The 18931-nt window shown below is 37.2% G+C and carries 9 protein-coding genes; 7 read left to right on the top strand and 2 right to left on the bottom strand.

Translation table 11 applies throughout. The features are described from left to right. Nucleotides 1–60 precede the first annotated feature (60 nt). Nucleotides 61–930, top strand: a complete 870-nt coding sequence (locus tag OZP11_RS10200) for a diacylglycerol/lipid kinase family protein (protein WP_281235097.1) — start codon at nt 61–63, stop codon at nt 928–930. A gap of 188 nt (nt 931–1118) precedes the next feature. Here OZP11_RS10200 and OZP11_RS10195 read toward each other — a convergent pair whose 3' ends face one another. Further along, nucleotides 1119–2267, bottom strand: a complete 1149-nt coding sequence (locus tag OZP11_RS10195) for a peptidogalycan biosysnthesis protein (protein ID WP_281235096.1) — start codon at nt 2265–2267, stop codon at nt 1119–1121. Nucleotides 2268–2383: 116 nt separating this feature from the next. After that, on the bottom strand, nt 2384–2872 hold the full coding sequence (locus tag OZP11_RS10190) for a DUF1761 domain-containing protein (RefSeq protein ID WP_281235095.1): 489 nt from the start codon (nt 2870–2872) through the stop codon (nt 2384–2386). A 181-nt stretch (nt 2873–3053) separates the two neighbouring features. Here OZP11_RS10190 and OZP11_RS10185 point away from each other — a divergent pair, with 181 nt between their 5' ends. The 6 genes from OZP11_RS10185 to OZP11_RS10160 all read left to right on the top strand — a co-directional run bounded on the left by OZP11_RS10185 (nt 3054) and on the right by OZP11_RS10160 (nt 18241). Further along, nucleotides 3054–3911 carry a leucine-rich repeat domain-containing protein gene (locus OZP11_RS10185; RefSeq protein WP_281235094.1) on the top strand — a complete coding sequence of 286 codons (858 nt, stop codon included), beginning with the start codon at nt 3054–3056 and terminating at the stop codon, nt 3909–3911. 126 nt (nt 3912–4037) lie between these two features. Continuing rightward, a complete protein-coding gene (locus tag OZP11_RS10180; RefSeq protein WP_281235093.1) occupies nt 4038–4343 on the top strand; it encodes a hypothetical protein in 306 nt (101 codons plus the stop codon). A gap of 641 nt (nt 4344–4984) precedes the next feature. Continuing rightward, on the top strand, nt 4985–5686 hold the full coding sequence (locus tag OZP11_RS10175) for an outer membrane beta-barrel protein (protein WP_281235092.1): 702 nt from the start codon (nt 4985–4987) through the stop codon (nt 5684–5686). A gap of 11 nt (nt 5687–5697) precedes the next feature. Further along, nucleotides 5698–6429: an outer membrane beta-barrel protein gene (locus OZP11_RS10170; protein ID WP_281235091.1), complete on the top strand. Its 732-nt coding sequence runs from the start codon at nt 5698–5700 to the stop codon at nt 6427–6429. A 32-nt stretch (nt 6430–6461) separates the two neighbouring features. After that, nucleotides 6462–8429, top strand: a complete 1968-nt coding sequence (locus tag OZP11_RS10165; RefSeq protein WP_281235090.1) for a T9SS type A sorting domain-containing protein — start codon at nt 6462–6464, stop codon at nt 8427–8429. An 80-nt stretch (nt 8430–8509) separates the two neighbouring features. Continuing rightward, nucleotides 8510–18241, top strand: coding sequence for a SpvB/TcaC N-terminal domain-containing protein (locus tag OZP11_RS10160; protein ID WP_281235089.1), 9732 nt, complete (start codon nt 8510–8512; stop codon nt 18239–18241). The last annotated feature ends 690 nt before the right edge of the window (nt 18242–18931 follow it).

The raw sequence follows: 18931 nt of genomic DNA, 5'->3' as shown, positions 1-18931 counted from the left end.
AATTACGTATATTTATGTAACTGTAATTTACTTATTTTAATTGGTTTTAAAAATAAAATTTTGAAAAAGAATATCCTATTTGTCGTAAATCCCATATCGGGAGACCTTGATAAATCTGAACTAATCGAGGCTGTTCAGGAATTTGCAGCGACAAATCATTTCGATCTGGAGGTATATGAAACCACCGGAAAAAACGATTTGAAAGCAATACAAAACATATACAATCAATATGCTCCCGAAAGAATTGTCGTTGCGGGAGGCGACGGAACAATAAAAATGGTGGCAGAAGCCATGGAAGATCAGGACGTGATCATTGGAATTCTGCCCGCCGGATCTGCAAACGGACTTTCGGTCGATTTAAATCTGCCTGCCGGAATCGAGGAGAACCTTAAAATTGCCTTTCTGCATCATTATATCGAAATGGATATGATTTGCATCAACGGTAAAAAAAGCATCCATTTAAGCGATCTGGGTTTAAATGCCAATCTGGTTAAAAATTACGAGCAAAGTGATGTTCGGGGTTTTTGGGGATATGCCCTGCAGGCGTTTACAACTTTAAAAGAATCTGAAGAACCTTTTGTAGCCACAATTTCGGCAAATAACAAAACAGTACAGCATGTCGCAAGAATGATTGTAATTGCCAATTCGCAGAAATACGGAACAGGCGTAATCATTAATCCGAATGGCACGATGAACGACGGTAAATTTGAACTGGTGATTCTGAAAAGCCTTGATTTATTATTGATTGGAAAAATAATTACCGGAAACATGCCCATTGATTCAGATGATATTGTAATTATTTCGACAGACAAAGCAACAATAGAAACCGATTATCCGGTTAATTTTCAAATTGACGGAGAATATTGCGGTGCGCAAAAATTTTTAGAAATTGATATTCTGCACAAACAAATGAAACTGGCGGTTCCGTAATTTTGATTGATGCTTTTATTGCAGATATTGGTATGCATTATGCCGCTCCGCCGGAGCTTTTTACTTTATCGCAGATTTTTCTATAAATATTTCGTTCCTAAAGGAGCTTTTTCAGTTCAGGAAACGAAGAAATATTTATAGAAAAATATATCAAAGTAGTAAAAAACTCCAGCGGGGCGGTACATTTTTTATTTAAAAGGATTACGTTCCTGCCATTCCGTTTTAGGTTCCAGATAATTAAAAAATCGGGAAATATTATGATTAATCAATGCATTGCTGTGTGTGATTAACCCGTACATTTTTACCGGTTTTGCACCAACCGAACTTTTAATTTCGAGTGCGGTTCTGGCAAAAACAATTTCTTTGAAACCTTTTTTGATAGAATAAGCAATCATATCGTACAACATGTTGAGGTATAACATTTTTTCGCGCTGTACACTTTCGTCATAACCTAAAAAATAGGTATCCATGACCTCGCCGTTTTTTATAAGAGTATTAAAACCTATTAGTTTTTCATCTAAAAAATAACCATAAAGCAAAAAGTTTTCTCCCATGATTTCTTTGAAAAAACTGAAATGATTTCGTGCTAAAAAGAAAGTATTAAAAGGAGCGTTTTTTGCCACATGAAAATACAAATCATAAATTACGTCTTCGTATTTTTTAATATCCGATAATGACATTTGCTGTTTTACAATTCCGTCCGCTTTTTTTCGGGCACGTTTGTATTGGTCCCGATATTTTTTGGATAATGCATCAATATAATCCTGTTCGGTTTTCCAGTTTTCATTAATGTCAAAAATCATGTTCGGCTGAGTAGAAAACGTATAATTGTTTTTGAATTCATCCTGCAGCGGTTTGATTTCTTTTTCGGTAAAATCTTTTATGCTGGTAATGTGAACTTTCTTGCCTTTCTCTTTTAAATCCTTTTTGAGCTGTGTAATAGCCTTGTGCAGCGTTTTAATTGCTTTTGATTGTTTTATGTTTTTATCAAAAGCAAAAGCATTTTGTCCCGTCAGCATATTATTGCCTATAAACAATACGTGCGAGGCAAAATTTTTAAGAGCAAAATTCCGAACAGACGTTTTTAAACATTTATCGCGTTCACCAAACGATTCAAGTTTTTCGGCAAACAGAAACTGAGATAAAACAATCCCGACTAGTTTTTTTTCTTCTTCAAAAATCCCTATAAAGTGACAGGTCATATTAACCGGAGAAGAATTTTCCAGTACTTCGAGATATTCCCGCGTTAGAAAAATGTTAGATGAGGCAAGCGCATTCCATTCTGAAGGCAGCTGCGAAGCGCTTTTATAAATTCGGAAAGAATAAGTTGTATTCAAATGAGTGAACTAATTTCTTCAAAATTAGATAATATTTACAATAACTCAATTCCTTTAAGTTATTATTAAGAAAAACCCGCTTGATAAATTTCAAACGGGTTTAAGAATATTTTATATTATACAAATGCGCAGATAATACCGCCCATTAAAGTAAGCGATACGATCCAGAAACCGGCATGTACAAAAATGTATTTCCATGATTTTCTTTCGAATAAACCATTGATTCCGATAAGTGGGAAAGCAAAAAATAATCCCGACATGAAGCCATGAAGTGCTCCGTGTTTAAAAGTTCTGAAAGCCGTTCCGTAGTCAGCCATAAAAGCAGCAAAAGAGGGTTTAGCACTTGCAATCATAGGCGGACCGCCAATCATTCCCACTGCTCCTGACTGATGAATGGTCAGCGACAATAAAGTCGTTGAAATCATTAAAGAGAAAATGTAAGTAAGCCCGAAAATTTTCAGCATATTGCCTTTTCTCAGTTCTTCCTGAGTTAAGTTGTTTTCTCTCATCCAGATGGTTCCAAATACTTTTGGATTGTACCAGATAAAGCCCACGACAAGCGTTACGACTGCAGAGACCAGAAATGCGTAAAAGTGAAATTCCATACTATTAGGTTTTTGTAATTAGTTAGTTCAAAATTAATCAAAAAAAAGTATTACAAGTAAAAGTTTTAAAAACAAGAAAAATAACACAGACTTTTATTTATCAAAACTTTATCAATATAATTCGCTTTGTGTCTTGTATTTATCTAATTTTGGAGCGGAAAAACAAAGTCCCAAATCTGTTATGAAAAGCCTTGCAACTCTTTTTTTAGCATTTGTTTTTTCTCTGAATATTTTTGCAGACACAGTTTCGGAAAAAGAGAAAAACGCGCTATTAAAACTATATCATGCGACGAATGGATCGCAGTGGAAAGTAAAATGGGATTTATCGTTGTCGGTTTCGGCCTGGTATGGCGTTCATACCGAAAAAGGAAAAGTAACCGCAGTATATTTATCCGATAATAATTTACAGGGAGAACTTCCTGCCGAATTTTTCGATTTAGCAAATTTATCCGTCATCGACCTTCATAAAAATAAGCTGACAGGGATGCTGCCGCAATCAATTGGCAATTTAAAGAAACTCGAAGTTTTGAATGTTTCCCATAACCAATTGTCAGGAACAATTCCGGAAACCATTTGCGATTTAAAGAATTTGAGAGATTTAGAACTTTTCAAAAACAATTTTTCAGGAACGATTCCGTCAGAAATTGGAAAACTAAATCAGCTGCAAATCCTTTGTTTGTTTGACAATACATTAGCAGGAACAATTCCGGATTCTTTATACAAGCTTTCGTCTTTAGAAATTCTTCTTTTAAATAATAACCAGTTTTCAGGAAACATAAGTCCCGAAATTTTGAACTTTAAGGCTTTGCAGAATCTAAGTTTCTTCAATAATAATTTTGAAGGAGAGATTCCGAAAGAACTCGAAGAACTCGAAAATTTATCTGAAATGAATCTTTCATACAATAAATTTAAAGGTTCAGTTTCAAAAAACCTGATTGTATTAGACGCCATGAATATGACCATGTTTGATGAAAATGGAAAACCTTATCTGCTGGATGCTGCCAAAGAAAAAAAATCAGAAAATAGTATCTTAAATTAAATGTCAATCTTAAATTTAATTTAAGTTTGTAAATCAGTTTCGTTTTTTTTCCTAACTTTAAATGTGAATACTAAGTTCTATCTGAAATTACGAAAAAGAAAATACCAACCTTAAAAATATAAAATTATGACACTACAATATCAGGGCGAAGAGTACGGAAAGCCAACTACATTCACAATTAGAATTATTGGTAATAATTTATCAAAAAGCAGTTCAAACTATCAGATCGACCTTTTGGTAGGCGATAAAAAACTGCCGACTTTTACAACCGAAATTCACCAGAGTCTTTCGAATTGTTTAAAAGAAATTTACTTATTCAGAAAACACCACGGAATCAATTTTAATGAATCATCAGAAAAAATTGTTTCGCTTTACGTGCCATACGATAAGGTTTTGTACAATTATAATAAATACGCTTTGTTTAGAGCTTAATTATTTTAAAAGATATTTTTAAGAAAGACCGTTCTTTTTGAACGGTCTTTTTGGTTTATATAGATGTTACTGTTTAGCAGTTAAGAATTTCAAGTGCAAATGTCTCCGGATTTTGCATTTTTTTGTACGTCCTGTTTATTTTATTCCTGATAAAAATTGTCTTGTGACTCATAATCTCTGCTTCGTGTCATTTTTTTATAAAAGAGTTGATATGACCGGTAATTTAGACTAGAAAATCTTTAGGGTTATTTTTGGATTAAAGCCGTTATACCGGTTCCTTAATTATTACTTAAGATTGATAATAAAATCAACTTCCGGGAAAAGCGTAAAATATTTTATTATACGCTTTTTTCATTTTTAAAATGGCAAAAGTAAAACTTCTCTGCTAAATTTTAAAAATAAGATAATTCTTAATTTTTATTTGAAAACAATCAAAGAGTTTGATTTGTAAAATACTAACAACCTAGTCTTTACGATATATCTTAAAAGCTGTTTTGGCTAAAAAAGAGATTTTGTTGGTATAGCCCTACATTTTATTTTTCAGAAAATTAATACCTCGAATCAGGTAATTTTCACTTTTTAGTCGATTTTCGGTTTATCACATCAATAATTAATACATATATTCGCGGAAATTTTTGCCTATGAAAGTAATATTACCCTTAATAATATTCAGTTGTTTATTTAATACCACAAGTTACAGCCAGAACGAAACCAACATCACCTACGGATTAAAAATAGGAGCTTTACACTCTACATTCAGTAATTTACCCGCAAGCATCAAAGGACGAGATAACACCTTTGATAACAGTGTTTTGGAAAGCAAAGGCAAGTACGGACTCGAGGGCGGATTCTTTTTAAACTGCAAACTTCACGATACCCGTGTTGCCATTCAGCCTGAAATTTTATTCAGACAATCAGGAGAAACCGTTACCTACCGTGATGCAGTGGGTAAAGAATTCGAACTGGGGCTTAATTACGCATTTCTTCAGTTAGGAGCCTTATACAAAGTATACCCGTATGAAGGCCTTAATTTTGGAGTGGGCGCTTTTTACGGAATCAACTTATCGCCAAACGATATCACCTATACTTCGAACGAAGCAAACGGAGCGTATGACGTTGCCACCAGACAGTTTTACAAAGACGGACTTGACGGAGCGGATGATTTCTCGCTCTGCCTGGCATTAGGCTATGAACTTCATAAAAGCGTTCACTTTGACTTTCGCTACTATCTGGGCGTAAAGGACATGATCAAAAGCAACGCATCCTCATTTCAGTTTATCGAAAACCAAAACAAGAGCAGTGTGTTCTGTTTTTCTTTAGGCTACAGTTTTCACCAATGGTAATTTAATAAAAAATGAAAAAACTTATTCTGCTTCTTTTACTAGTAAGCACCAAAACGTTATTTGCACAAGGCGACAGAGAAATCACATACGGACTTTTTGCGGGAGGGATTTATTCATCAATGTCGGGACTTCCTGATATGATAGTTGAAAAAGGTTTGTATGACGGATTTAGTTTTAAAGAAAAAGGCAAATTTGGACCTATGGGCGGTTTTTTCATCAACTGGAAATATCCGTATGCCAATGTAGGAATCCAGACCGAAATCTCGTACTCAATGCAGGGCACAGATTTGGATTATCAGGACATAAAAGGACTTAAGTATACGATGAGTTTCGATTACTCGTACATCAACGTCGGGGCACAGTTTAAATACTACCCGGTTGAAGGATTTTACATTGGAGCAGGACCTTATGTGGCTTTTAATGTACAGTCAGATAATGTCAAATACACCTCAAATGCCCAGCAGATTTTTGCAGATTCAGGCGTTTATTTCGAGCCCGATGCCAATGTGGAGAAGGTGCTGAAAGAATCCTTTACAGGAAAAAACTATTTCTACGGAACCTTTTCACTAGGATACGAATTCAATTCTAATTTTTCGGTAGGTGCTCGATATATGCTTGGACTTACAGATGCCCTTATGACCGAAGAAAACGGACATAAATACACCGAAAAGAAAAACAAAATAAACGCCTTTTCGATCATCCTGGGCTACTCATTCGACTTTGACGATTTGGGGAACTTTTAATACAGCATCATCATAAAAATCATTTTCAGACTATGAACAAAAAGATTTTTTTACTGGTAATTATACTGTCAGCCTTTTGTGCTGACTTTGCTTTTTCACAGGAAAAAGTACTTCCCGGAGCCGTTTTAGAGCCTTATTTCTGGCTGAAATCTAAAAATACAGGCGAGAATTATTACTGGGAAAGCCTCATTGAAAATAATGAAGCCAAAATAACAGCCCAAAAACAAAGCGGTGCCGCTTTCAATTTTAACCCGAGTATTGTTTTTGACACTACTCAGGACTCATTAATTGTACCCCTTGGCGTAAGCAGTAAAAGACGTCAGACGCTTTTTATGGTATACAAAGTAAAAGACAGTCTGAAAGAACAGTTTTTATGGACCATCAACGACCCGAAGAAAATCATTTCGGCCGCAACAAACAAACGATTAGTCGACCTAAAAAAATATTCCTACCAGTCGTATCAGGAAAAAATCAAACCCCATAAAGCCAATATTCACTTTTTTCAGCAGAATATTACGGACAGTGTGGCCAAACTTTCCTCATTGACCATCGGGCAGAAATCCAAAATGGAGAAACTCCCGCCGGAAGAATTTAAAGGAAACATCAGCGAAATACTGGTATACAACCGAGTTTTATCCGGACAGGAAACTCAGAGAGCAGCAAGTTATCTGGCCATCAAATACGGAATTTCCCTTTCACAGTTTGACAATAAAAATTACGTAAACAGTAAAGGAGAAACCATTTGGGATGTCGAAAAACACAAAGACTTTACTTCGTCTATAACGGCTGTGGGACGTGATGATGCCAGCGGATTGCTTCAGGTAAAAAGCAATAATATGATCGAAGAAGGACTTTTGACCATGGAGCTGAAAAGCAAAACCAACAAAATACCGAACAACTATTTTGCATTTTGGAGCGATAACGGTAAAAACCTTCTCGTAAAAAAACAAGAACAGGGCGAACCTGTAGGCGTTTCACGAGAATGGCAGCTTGATTTCGAAAACCCAACCGATCTAAGCCTTGACTGGACCTTTAATCCATCATTTGTAAAAGGAACGCTGCCCAAAGATACCTATTACTGGCTTTTGGTAGACTATTCAGGAAAAGGAACTTATGACGAAAATGACTCGGAATACATTCGTTTAGGAAGCACTTCGGCAAAAGAAAAATTAGTTTTAAAAGATTTTGACTGGAACAAGCACAAAACCGGAACTGCAAAATTTACCATAAAAGTAGCCCCGCAGATGTTCAGCAGAGTCTGGATTACCGAGGCAGTATGCGGTGTGGCAGGATCAGGAGAACTCAATTATACTATTGAAGGAGGAGAAGCCCCATTTACCGTAACCGTTAAAAAAGAAGGCAGCGAAGCCGTTGTAAAACAATGGAACCAGGCAGCCAAGAGCCAAAGCGGCGTACAGCTTTCCTCAGGAACGTATGATTATATCGTAAAAGACAAAAAAGGAAATATGTACTCAGAAACCGTTTTTGTGGCCGATAAAGAAGGAACATTCCCAAACCTGAAATCAGATTATCTCCTCACAGACGGCAATGCACTGCTTCTTGATGCAGGCAAAGACCTTCCGGCAGGAAATTACCAGTATGAATGGTTTTACGAAGGCAATTTTATAGATGACAATTCAAAAATATTAATCGATCAGCCCGGAGATTACGAACTCCGACTGATAAACGATCAGGAATGTAAAACATCAAAGAAAATTGCCGTTAGCACAGACGGTAAAGAAGTTACAGATTCAAATATTCTGATCTTATACCCAAACCCGACACCCGACGGAAAATTTGCCATAGCGATGCAGTTCCCTAAAAAGACCAATGCCTCAATAAGCATTTATTCGCCGACAGGATCACTTATACAAGAAAAACAATACAGCCAGATCGAAACCTATCTGCACGAAGACGCTATAAAAGGTTCTGCCGGTATGTATCTGGTAAAAGTAAGCTCAGACTCGGGCACCAAAACGTTTAAAGTTATTGTAAAATAATCCGGCATTAGAAGAAACAAACCTTCACGCTGAACGAAATATAATATAAACCGATTATCCCTAATCGATTACCCTGTTTTATGAAAAATAAAATTATATTCCTGCTGTTTTTAATAGGCACCTTTCTATTCGCTGCTAATTTTGGCGAGTACAAAATCCCTTCTTTTTTTTCTGAAAATGATTCAGAAGAAAAGCAAGCTGTTATAGAATCCGATTCGGCAGCCGTTTTTAAAAATGAAGAAAAAACCGCAAAACTATTTACTGCCGATATCAAAGAAGGAATCATTGGTACAAGCCATGCAGATGAAGTAGATGATGCCTATGATAACGTTTTTCATCTTAAAGTTGATGAACTGCCGCAGACTGGTGAAAACGCCTATCTGGAATACGAATTGTTTGGTTACGATCAGGCAGCATCGGTTTCAAGAAGTTTGAACAATCAGCCCAGTATTGGAGGACAATTTGTATCGGAGAATAAAGCTTGGACCAGACAATCAGAATTACTTTCTGAGAAATCACTGCGAGAAGGAGACAACGTATTATTATTTACAGCACCCGAAGGAATTTCAAATGCCTATAAAGTAAAAAATGTCCGCATTGTTTATAGAACCACAGCAAAACAGGACCACCTTACACTCTTAAAAGCAGAAGATAAATTATATATAAAAGGAACCAACTTTCCTTCCCAAATCAAAAAACTTACCATTGCCGGAATCAGCATCGATGTAAATCAGCCTGAATTTGAATTGGTTTTGGATGCCGAAAATGCAGGAAAATCCATTTCGATTATCAAAGAAACAGCTGCAGGCGTACTGGTAAGCGATAAAATAGAATTAAGCCAGTTTTCTAAAGCCGAAAATTACAGGCCTTTAGAAAATGCAAAAGAACGTATCTTTAAAAATATAAACTTTGAAACCGCAAATACATTAGCCTACAAAGAATTTTCAGCTGTATTCCCAATAGGAGCTTTAAAAAACAATGTAACAGTTTCAGTAAGCGGACTTCGAAAAATTGACATCGCGCCTTTAAATTCGGCTATGGTCAATGTAACCAATGTAAATGCCGGATTCAGATTACTGCCTCACGGAACTACTTTTGAAAATGCCGTAACCCTGTCGCTTCCGTACAATAAAAAAGCAATTCCCGAAGGTTATACAGAAAAAGACATCAACGTATTTTACTTTGACGAAAACAAACGTTTGTGGCAGGAAGTAACCAAAGACTCATTAGATATAAAACAAGGGGTAATTAAGGCTAAAACCACCCATTTTACCGATTTTATAGCCGGAATTATCAAAATGCCGGAATCTCCTGAAACATCAGGATATACCCCGACAAGCATTAAAGACCTTAAAGCGGCAAGTCCACTGGTAGGCATACAATCTATTGCCCCGCCATCAGCAAACGGAAGAGGAACAGCAAGCACCAGTTTTGCAATTGTGATCCCGAACGGAAGAGGAGGTATGCAGCCGTCGTTAAACCTTCAGTACGACAGTGACGGCGGACACAGCTGGGCCGGAATGGGCTGGGATGTTTCTGCCCCTTCGGTAAATATCGAAACCCGCTGGGGAGCACCGCGATACGATACTTCAAACGAAACCGAAAGTTATTCGATTGCCGGAGAAGCCCTGATCCCGAACTCGCACAGAGCAGAATGGATCGGCAGAACCACAGATAAGCAGTTTTACCCAAGACGCGAAGGCGCTTTTCAGCAGATTATCCGTAAAGGATCATCTCCTAAAAACTACTATTGGGTGGTAAAAGACAAAAGCGGTGTGGCGAGTTATTACGGAGGAACAGCAGGCGGACTCCAGACAAGCGGCATCCTTCAGGACGCAAACGGAAATATTGCACACTGGGCGCTTTGTCTTCAGGTCGATTTAAAAGGAAATACCGTAGAATACGAATACGATAAACGAGACGGCGAGCTGTACCTTAAAAAAGTATACTACACCGGATTTGGAACCCAGAAAGGAAACTACAGCGTAACGTTTATAAAAAATGCCGATCTGGGCGAGTCAAACCGTCCCGACGTTCAGGTTTCAGCCCGATTAGGATTCAAACAGCTAAACAACCAGCTGCTGCGCAAAATCGAAGTGCGTTACAAAAACGACATGATCCGCAGTTACGAACTGAAATATAAAGAAGGTGCGTTCAAAAAGACTTTATTGGAATCCATTTCAGAATACGATTCAGAATCAAACCTGTTTTACACCAATACCTTAAGCTATTTTGATGATGTTCGTGACGCTTCAGGTAAATATGTTCCTTTTGGACCGGAGCAGGCTTGGAGCGTACCTGATGATAATCTTTCGAATTCTTCAATTCCGTCTTTCAGCGATGTTTTATTTTCAGGAAAACATTCTCTGGTAAGCAGTACTGAAGGAACGACAGAAGGAGTGAGTTATAGGCTGGGTATTGGTTTGGCAACCAATGCAGGAAGCCTTAAAGGATTTACTGTTGGAGGACACGGAGGAAACAGCTGGGGGCGATCTGATACTGCTGCAGTATTAGAGGATATAGATGGTGACGGACTTCCGGATAAGGTATTTAAAAATAAAAACGGAGTTTATTACAGAAAAAATCTGGCAGGTACAGGTAAATTGGCTTTTGGCGAATTGCAGGAAATTAATATCAGCGATGTTGGTTTTTCTAAATCGACTTCGTTTAACTGGGGTGTCGATTTAAATTTGAAATACGGTAATATTGGTTACGATCAGCAGCGTTCGACCAGTAAAACCAAATCGTATTTCATGGATTTTAACGGAGACGGATTAGTCGATTTTGTTCGTAACGGACAAGTATATTACAATCGTTTAGAAAACGGAATACCAACTTTTAAAAACAGCAGTACCGGAACGCCGTCGCCTGTTTTTGGAGGAGGTAATATTACTATTCCGGGATACACGACAATTTCGGCAGAGGAAATAGAAAAACAAAATCCGCTGCACGATGTAGTGCGTATGTGGGAAGCTCCGGTTAAAGGAATTATTTCGATTTCACATCAATATCAATTAGTAGAAGAAACAACTCCGGAAAGAATAAAAGCCCGTGCAGAATATGTAAACAATGCCGGCGATGATAAAGCAGACGGGGTTCATTTGTATTTTCAGAAAGGAAACCAGTTACTATGGAACGAAGCGATTGGAGCCAAAGATTATGCTGTTAAAACCAAACAAAACACGGTAGTTTCTGTTGAAAAAGGAGAAAGATTGTATTTCAGAGTCAGTTCTGTAAAAGACGGAAATTTTGATACCGTAATCTGGGACCCTGCTATTACTTATACACAGTTTAAACATTTTGACAGAGGTGCCGGCGGAAATATAACAGAAAGCGATTTTACAGTTACCTCTGCATTAAAAGATGCTAATTTGTACTCGTTAGCGACTTACAAGGCAAGCACCGATTTTTTCAGCAGTTCACTTGCAGGAAAAGCAGTTCCGGCAGCCGGAAATGTGGTACTGAAAGGAATTTTGAATAAGCCCGTAACTTCAGATCATATTCGTTTGGTTATTACTAAAACTTATTTAGATCAGAGCAGTCCTTCTGTGGTGGTTTTCGAAAAAACATTTTTAGCAAATGAGGTAACGACATTCGATCTGGCTTCTGTTTCTTTACCTGCATTTCAGGCCGAAACGCAGATCAGCATGGCTTTAGAGACGGCAACCAATATCAATTGGCAGACTATTTCTTTTGCGCCAACTGTACGAGTTCCGGTATATCCCGGAGCAGCTGCAGAAGAAGTTCCTATGGAAGTATCTCATTTATTGTACAATAAACGAGAAGGCAACTATAATATGCCGGGAGTAACTGCTTCGACAGGCGGAAAAGTAAAATTAAGCATCCTGCCTCAGGATCTGGTATTGGCGACTCCTTTTCAGTATCCAGGCAATATCAATAACTATAATGGAGAGGTAATTATTTCGGCTAAACAAAACAATGTTTTATTGGCACGTAACCGCTATCAGATTACGGCAGGAGCATTAGTCTTGCTAAATAATGCATTTGATAATGCGGTTAATTATCCAGATGCTGTTTTAGGGGAACCAATTCAGTTAGAAATGACCGTTTCTAATGAACAGTCTATTACAATTATCAAAAACTATCCAAAAGCGGATGCCCTTAATGTTCAGGTTCAGGTTACAGATTTAAAAGACATAGCAGATCTTACTGACGATATTATCTGGACAAAAGCGACAGACGATTTTGCAATTTACAGTCTTTTAAAAACAGACGAGAGAACACTTGGATTGTACCATCGCCAATGGGGAGGCTTTGTTATTAACGGAACTCTGGCTTCAAACACGATCGATCAGACGAAGTTAAAACAATCTGATGCTTATAACAATGAGCCGGATCTGGATAATACAGATCCTGAAAACTATGACGGAAAAGGATATGAAATGGCCGATAATTATTTTGTGTCATTGAATCCGTCTTATACCAAAACAACATGGGAAGGTCTTGAAGAAGGAATTTATATAAAAGGACAGACTATTGCCACTTCAAGATTAGGAGAAGATGACATTGCAGATTATACAGATTTCTCACTTCCAAACCTGCAGGGCGGCAGTACTTCGGCGCTGGATATGATCAGCGAAAATAAAAGTAAAAGTATTTCTGCAGGCGCTTCTGCCGGATTTGCAAATGTGGGGTACAGTAAATCGATTGACGGAGATTCGTACGTTACACAAACAATGAGCGATTTCAATGGCGACCGATTCCCGGATTATATCCGAGGCGGTAATGTACAGCTTACGGCTCCTGTAGGAAAAGTTTCTGATGAAGTAATCAATATTGGCGATAATTTCAGTCATGCAACTACCACTTCTGAGGGACCAAACTTTGGAGGAAGCTACAGCCATGGTACAGCGAAAAGTGGTTTAGGAATGACAGTTGGAAAAGTAGCTGCACAGCGTGAATCAGCAAAAACAGCTGCTGAAAAAGAAGCTGAAAAAGCAAAAGACCAGCTTTCTGTAAGTGCATCTCAAGGAAAAGGAACAGACCGTGCCCGAATGATTCATAGTGATATCAACGGTGACGGACTGCCGGATAAAATTACAGACGCCGGGGATGTAATGCTGAATACGGGTTACGGATTTGTGCCCGGAGGAAATTGGAATCTGGGAAGTTTAAATAAAGGATTTTCAAAAGACTGGAGTGCTGGCTTAGGTTTTAGCATTAAACAGGGATCAATTTCTGGAGGTGCCAATTATGCAAGATCAGAATCAGATGTAGATGAGTCGTTTATGGATATTAATGGTGATGGTCTGGCAGACAAAATAAGTTATCAGGGCAATACAATGCGTGTTGCATTTAATTTAGGAGATTCGTTTGATACCCCGATAATTTATCCAAAATATTCAGAAATGAATTTAAACAAAGGAGTAAGTTACGGAATGAATGCTAATTTCTCTTTTGATATTACGGTTTGGTTATTGCGTATTACACCAACTGTTGGAGGAAGTAAAGGCTGGAGTACAAGCCGTTCTGAAGGAACTTATATGGATATTGATGGTGACGGAAATCTGGATTATATTGTTTCTAAAGATAATAACCATTTGACAGCACAGCTTTCCAATATCAAAAGAACCAATAAACTAAAAAGCGTTTCAAACGGAGCTGGAAACAGTTATGTTGTAGATTACGAATTAACCAAGCCAACTTATGAAAACCCTTCAGTAAAATGGGTTTTACAATCAGTTGACGTTTTTGACGGACATGTGGGTGATGGTATTGATCATTCTATTGCCAAATTCAGATATGAAGACGGTTATCAGGACCGCCGTGAAAGAGAATTTTATGGTTTTGGTAAAGTAATCCAGGAACAGATTGATGCAGCCGATAATTCTGTTTTTACAACCACAGTTCAGGAGTTTTACAATCAGGATTATTTTAGAAAAAATCTTTTGAAACACAGTTACACGTTAGACAAAAACGGAAAAATGCGTCAGGAATCTGAAAATGAATACAGTCTTGTCGATGTGGCGACACAGGCCAGCGTTCCGGTTTCAGATTTAACTTCACCTGCTTATGATGGCAAGCGTGTTTTCGTTGGATTGATCCACACGAATCAAAAAGTATATGAAGGAGGAAGCGATTATCTGGAAACTAATATTTTTAATACCTACGATGCCAATGGAAATATCATTCAGTATGAAGATTTAGGTAACGGCACTGCAGATGATAAAGTAACGGCTAAAATCAGTTATTACGAAAGCACAACGCCATATTACGGCGGAATAGCAAAACAACTGGAAGTGTTCACAACCGAGGGACTACGCCGTAAAAGAGCCACAACAATCAATACGACAACGGCCGAAGTTACACAGATAAGGAATTATGCTGCTGCAGATAAAATCGCAGTTACCGATATTGCTTATGATACCTATGGAAACCTGCAGAAAATTACAGGCCCGGTGAATCATAAAGGACAGCGTATGACTTTGGAATATGTGTTTGACACAGAAAACAATCAATATATAACGGAGATAAAAGATGCATTTGGTTATCAAAATAAAACGGAATACGATTACCGTTTTGCCGCGCCGCTGAAAACAACTGACCGAAATGATCAAAACACTATTTATACACTGGATGCTAGAGGCCGTCTAGCAACTATAAAGGGACCTTATGAAATTGCTTCTGGTAAACCTTATACCATTGCTTACGAGTATTTCCCGGAAGCAAAAGTACCTTACGCGAAAACAAAAAATTATGATCAAGAACAGGACAAAGACAATGAAACATATACATACACTGACGGTTTAGAGAGAGTATTGCAGGTAAAAAAGACAGCCAGTTTGTTTACTCAGTCAGGAGGTGCAGATCAGGAGGCACAAATTATTTCTGGTAAAATTATTTACGATGGTTTAGGACGCGAAGCTGAGAGTTATTATCCGACTAGCACTACTACAATTGATAATAATTTCAGTACGGCAGTATCCAATGTGACGCCAACTAAAACTGAGTATGATGAAGTTGGACGTGTTGTAAAAGTAACTTTACCGGATGGAAGCAATAACATAACAACATTCGCATTAGAGAATTATGAGGGACTTACTGTATTGAGTACTATACAGGCAGACGGCTTAAATAATACAAGCCAGACTTACACCGATGCAACTGGTCAAAGTTTGGCAAGCATGCACAATGATTTATTAACTAAGTTTGAGACTAATGCGTTAGAAGAAATTATAAAAGTAACTGATCCAATGGCTAATACTGCCAAAAGCAGTTATGATTGGTTAGGAAAACGTACTGAATTTGTTCATCCTGATGCCGGAATAATTACCATGCAGTACGATTTGGCAGGGAACTTAATCTCACGTATCACACAGGATATTAAAAACACGGTACCAAATGGAGGAATGATAGAATATGGATACAATTATAACCGTTTAGAAAGTATAAAATATCCTAAAAACCCGCAGAATAATGTGCAGTATAATTACGGAAAAGCTGACGGAACAGCGTCCAGAAGAGGTCGATTATGGTTTGTACAGGACGCCAGCGGCGGTCAGGAGTTTTTCTATGGAAAATTAGGAGAAGTCGAAAAAGAAATCAGAACACTGCGTATTACCCCTACAGATGTGCAGACCTACATTTCGCAGTACGAATACGACACCTGGAACCGTATCCAGAAAATGACTTATCCGGATGGCGAAGTAGTAGAATATACTTATAACCGTGCCGGAAACCTGCAAAGCATGCAGGGTAAAAAAGAGAGTCATACCTACGATTATATCAAACAACTGAGTTACGATGAGTTTGAACAGCGTAAATATTTAAAATACGGTAACGATGCCGAAACGAATTACACCTATGATCCTGTCATGAGAAGATTGCAGCAATTACAGGTTAAAAGCGGATCAAGACAAGTCATGAACAATGCGTATGGATATGATTTGATTGGGAATGTTTTAAGTATAAAAAATACGGCTCCGGTTGTAAACAATACATTGGGAGGAACTTCGTCTCACGAATATCAGTACGATGATTTTTACAGGTTAAAATCAGCAAAAGCAAGTTATCAGGGAGAGTTTACCAAAGCCAGCTATGAGCTCAATATGAGTTATAACAAGATGCACAATGTTACCAAAAAAGATTTGGTACATATCGTAAATAACGAGCAGAAAGGTTATGTTTTAGATTACAATTACGATAACCAACTGCATCCTAATGCACCAAATAAAATTGTAGAAACCGGAAAAGCAGAACCAAGGCAATATGCGTATGACGGAAACGGAAATCCAACCAGTTATACCGAAGATAAAAGCTTCAGAAAAATGACCTGGGACGAAGAAAACCGCTTGATGGGAATAAACGATAATGGAAGAATTCATCAATTTACCTATGATGCGAATGGAGAAAGAGTGTTAAAAAGTTCGGGAGATTCGCAGAATGTGGCAATAAACGGACAAACCGCTGCGACTATTGTACACACAGATGATTATACGGGTTATGTAAGCCCTTATTTTGTAATAAGTAAAGGGAAATTTACAAAACATTATTTTGAAGGCACTGGACGTATAGTAAGTAAACTGGGTAATGGAACTTTTGCACAGCCATTAGGCATTACCGCTGGTGGTGTAAATTACAGCAAACTGACAGCAGAACAGCAGAAAGCTTTAAATAATTATGTAAGAAGTCTTGGAGTGCCTCCCGGACCACCAACGCAACAGGGAATTTATGCCACTCCGGAATTTACAGGAGATCCTTATCCAAGTGAAGTTTTAAAACCGGTAGAAGAAAATCAGGAACCGCCGGAAGGCTGGCCTAGAAACCCAATTTTCAATGCACCAGGCGATGTTCCTGGACCTCCTGTACAATTCGGGCCTCCAGTAGAGCCTGCAACAGTGAAGCCTGGGGAAGGCTTTACAGGAACCGGAATGCCTGAAAATGATATTTTTTATTTTCATCCTGATCATTTGGGAAGTACTTCGTATATTACAACTAAAAATGGTTCTATTTCGCAACATGTGGAGTATATTGCTTTCGGTGAGGTTTTATTTGAAGAGCATTCTTCTAGTTTTTCTTCGCCTTATTTGTTTAATGGAAAGGAGTTGGACAGGGAGACAAATCTTTCTTATTATGGGGCGAGGTATTATGATGCAAAAACAAGTTTATGGTTGAGTGTTGATAAAATGAGTGAAAATAATCTTAGCATTTCAGCATATGTTTATTCATTCAATAATCCAGTTAATTTTATTGACCCAGATGGTAATTGGCCATGGCCAGGTTTTACCCTTAAACAGGCAGCAACAGCCTTAAAGATATGGAATAAAGCATGGGATAAATCCTATAACCCAGAGACAAGTAATCATGATGTTGCTGCTGCTCCAATATATGCTCTTTCTGGTTTGGTTGAAGAAATTAACACATATAAAGGAGAGACAAAAGCCAAATTGAGAAACGATGATATTGGATCTACCGCAACTTCAAAAAATGGAGGGAATGAGAACGAAAAAACAACTGGTAAAAAGCATGGTGACAATATCGATGCAGATGCCTTTTTAACAGCAGCACCAGGAGGAGCAAAAACCGGAAATAAATATAAAAAGGTCAAAGATTTTGCTGAAGCACTAAATGATGTGTTTGGCGGTAAAGATTTAGGTGGGAGAGCTGCTGAAAGTGTACAAAAAGCTGTTGATGAATATAAAGGGAAACGTGAACTTAAGTCAAAGGCTAAAGATGATGACTACGTTACAACTTACAATCCAAAAACACAGACATACACACAAATTAGAAAGGATCAGTATGAAAAGCAGCAAAAACAGCAAAAACAAAAGCAACAATCACAAGGACAATAGTAAGAAAGCATACCACTCTAATTGTAGATTTAATCTGTAAAAATTGATAAGATGCCAAGTATAGAATCTTGACATGTCAAATTATACTTTTAGTATTCCTTTTTCAACAGTAGAAAAAGGAATACTAAATGATTTGTTAAAAATACCTTTTTAGCAATCTAAATTAAATGAAGTTGTGCTCAGAATTTACTATGTTGTACTTTAATAGAACTAATGCAGATTGCAATGCTTATAAATTTAAAAGTTGGGATATGAAAAATTGATAAAGACAAATAATTATGCTGTTAGAAAATAAAGTGTTTTATGTTTATTTATAGGAGTGAATTTTTCCTTCTTTATTTGCAATTTGTCTTTGCATCATACTCTTTTTATTTGAGTACAATTTTAGTTTTTTTGATATTATATTTTATTTTTTTCTACTTAAATAAGAAAATGAAATGGAATGTTGATTTGAATGTGTTCAATTCGATTGTTATAATTTATTGCTTTCTTTATTTTATTTAGTATAGTATTTATGTCTGATGCTTTTGCGAATAAAAATAACGTAGAAACTAAAGAATATACTGTTGTTATTAAAGGATAGTATACAAAAAAAGTGGATGGAGAAATATTTGATTTAAAGGAAAAACTTTTGATTTAGTCAATCAGGTTTCAAATTAAGTAAGCACTACTGAAAATTTTATGAAAAAT

Origin of the sequence: Flavobacterium gelatinilyticum (assembly GCF_027111295.1) — a bacterium.
GTDB classification, from domain to species: Bacteria; Bacteroidota; Bacteroidia; order Flavobacteriales; family Flavobacteriaceae; genus Flavobacterium; species Flavobacterium gelatinilyticum.
This window is presented reverse-complemented; position numbering and strand designations above follow the sequence as displayed.

What these genes read in the sequence shown, in the direction of transcription:
- OZP11_RS10190 (WP_281235095.1), bottom strand. Translation starts at nt 2,872, where the DNA reads ATGGAATTTCACTTTTACGCATTTCTGGTCTCTGCAGTCGTAACGCTT.
- OZP11_RS10185 (WP_281235094.1), top strand. Translation starts at nt 3,054, where the DNA reads ATGAAAAGCCTTGCAACTCTTTTTTTAGCATTTGTTTTTTCTCTGAAT.
- OZP11_RS10180 (WP_281235093.1), top strand. Translation starts at nt 4,038, where the DNA reads ATGACACTACAATATCAGGGCGAAGAGTACGGAAAGCCAACTACATTC.
- OZP11_RS10175 (WP_281235092.1), top strand. Translation starts at nt 4,985, where the DNA reads ATGAAAGTAATATTACCCTTAATAATATTCAGTTGTTTATTTAATACC.
- OZP11_RS10170 (WP_281235091.1), top strand. Translation starts at nt 5,698, where the DNA reads ATGAAAAAACTTATTCTGCTTCTTTTACTAGTAAGCACCAAAACGTTA.
- OZP11_RS10165 (WP_281235090.1), top strand. Translation starts at nt 6,462, where the DNA reads ATGAACAAAAAGATTTTTTTACTGGTAATTATACTGTCAGCCTTTTGT.
- OZP11_RS10160 (WP_281235089.1), top strand. Translation starts at nt 8,510, where the DNA reads ATGAAAAATAAAATTATATTCCTGCTGTTTTTAATAGGCACCTTTCTA.